The following is a 2,300-nucleotide window of genomic DNA, read 5'->3' as shown; positions in this document are numbered from 1 at the left end:
CTAGCGACAGGCCGTCCGAAGGGGAACCTCGGGCGATACCCTGCCAATACCGGGAGCCGACCTTGATCATCACCCGCCGCGTCTTCACCACGATGCTGTCGCTGACCGGGCTTGCCGCGTTCGCCGGGCTCTCGCCGCTGCGGTTCATCTCGGACGCGATGGCGCAGTCGGCCGCCGATGTGGCCAAGCCGGTGTCGCTGCCGGACATGGCACTCGGCCCGAAGGATGCCGCCGTCACCATCACCGAATACGCCTCGATGACCTGCCCGCATTGCGCGACCTTCAACGAGCAGGTGTTCCCCAAGATCAAGACGGAATACATCGACACCGGCAAGGTGCGTTACATCTTCCGCGAATTCCCGCTCGACATCAAAGCCGCCGCGGGCTCGATGCTGTCGCGCTGCATCGCCAAGGACGACGCGCCGAAATATTTCGCGGTCACAGACATGCTGTTCCGCCAGCAGAGCGACTGGGTGATGAAGAACACCACGGAGACCCTGACGCGGATCGGCAAGCAGGCCGGCCTCACGCAAGCGCAGGTCGAGGCCTGCCTGAAGGACCAGGCGCTGCTCGACAAGATCGCCGCCGACCAGAAATATGCCAGCGACGTGCTCAAGGTGGATTCGACGCCGACCTTCTTCATCAACGGCGAGAAGATCAAGGGCGAGACCTCGTTCGAGGAGTTCGCCAAGAAGATCAATCCGCTCCTGAAAAGCTGATTCGCTCGTCAAGACTCTGATTCGCATCTCGAAAGCCCGATCGTTGCCGGCATAAATCCCTTGGGAAAAGCGGCTTTCGCCGGTTGCCCTCGCGGCATAGCGCGGCCATTGTCCAGCCGCATGAGGCGCCTCGCGCGACTCGCCCCGGATAGCGACATGCCTTCCATGGTATTGTCCCGGCAGGGGATTCGCGCCTGCCAACAGAGATGCGTGCTTTATGAAAATCACCCGCCTGCGCCTACACGGCTTCAAGTCCTTCGTTGAGCCCACGGACTTCGTCATCGAGCCCGGCTTGACCGGCGTGGTCGGCCCCAACGGCTGCGGCAAGTCGAATCTCGTCGAAGCGTTGCGCTGGGCGATGGGCGAGACATCGTACAAGTCGCTGCGCGCCGCCGACATGGACGCCGTGATCTTCGCAGGCTCCGGCAATCGTCCTGCGCGCAACCACGCCGAAGTGACTATGACGATCGACAACGCCGATCGCACCGCGCCGGCGGCGGTGAACGACAGCCAGCTTCTCGAGATCTCCCGTCGCATCGAGCGCGAGGCCGGTTCGGTCTACCGCATCAACGGCCGCGACGTGCGCGCCCGCGACGTGCAGATCCTGTTCGCAGATGCCGCGACCGGCGCGCGCTCGCCCGCCCTCGTCCACCAGGGCAAGATCGGCGAGATCATCCAGGCCAAGCCCGAGCAGCGCCGCCGCGTGCTGGAAGACGCCGCGGGCGTCGCCGGCCTGCATGCCCGCCGCCACGAAGCCGAGCTACGGCTGAAGGCGGCCGAAACGAACCTCACCCGCGTCGAGGACGTGATCGGCCAGCTCTCCGGCCAGATGGAAGGCCTCAAGAAGCAAGCCCGCCAGGCCGTGCGCTACCGCGAGGTCGCGGCCAAGGTTCGCAAGGCCGAAGCCACACTGTTCCACCTGCGCTGGATCGGCGCCCATGCCGACGTCAACGAATCCGGCCAGACCCATGATCTCGCCGTGCGCGAGATGGCGGAGCGCACCCAGCACCAGGCCGAAGCCGCCCGCATCCAGGCGATCCGCGCCGCCGAGATGCCGGCGCTGCGCGATGCGGAAGCGCGCGCCGCCGCCGGCCTGCAGCGCCTGACCAATGCCCGCGAGCAGCTCGACCGTGAGGAAGAGCGCGCCAAGGAGCGCGTCGCCGAGCTCGAGCGCCGCCTCGCCCAGTTCGAGGGCGATATTTCCCGCGCCCAGCAGCAGACCATGGATGCCGACGTCGCGCTGCAGCGGCTCGACGCCGAAGACGCCGAGCTGAAGGAAGAGATCAAGTCGCGTGTCGAAAAGCGCTCCGGCGTCGACGAGCGCGTCGCCGAGGCCGAGGCGGTGCTGACCGAGACCGAGCAGCAGTTTGCCGAGCTCACCACCGCGCTCGCCGACCTCACCGCCAAGCGCAACCAGCTCGAGGCCAACGTCCGCACCCACCGCGACAAGCTCGCCCGGCTCGACCAGGAGATTGCGAACGTCGCGGCGGAAGAGCAGAAGCTCACTGAGGCGACTGGCGGCTTCGGCGATCTTGACGATCTGACCGCGCTGGTCGAGACCGCGGAAGAGACGCTGGCGGC

The 2,300-nt window shown here is 66.4% G+C and carries 2 protein-coding genes; both read left to right on the top strand.

The features are described 5' to 3' along the window. Window positions 1-62: 62 nt before the first annotated feature. On the top strand, window positions 63-719 hold the full coding sequence (locus JHD07_RS19680; RefSeq protein WP_291624905.1) for a DsbA family protein: 657 nt from the start codon (window positions 63-65) through the stop codon (window positions 717-719). A 217-nt stretch (window positions 720-936) separates the two neighbouring features. After that, a partial coding sequence (locus JHD07_RS19675) for an AAA family ATPase (protein ID WP_291624881.1) occupies window positions 937-2,300 on the top strand: 1,364 nt, incomplete at its 3' end.

Source organism: Bradyrhizobium sp. (assembly GCF_016462955.1).
In the GTDB taxonomy this organism is placed as follows: domain Bacteria; phylum Pseudomonadota; class Alphaproteobacteria; order Rhizobiales; family Xanthobacteraceae; genus Bradyrhizobium.
This window is presented reverse-complemented; position numbering and strand designations above follow the sequence as displayed.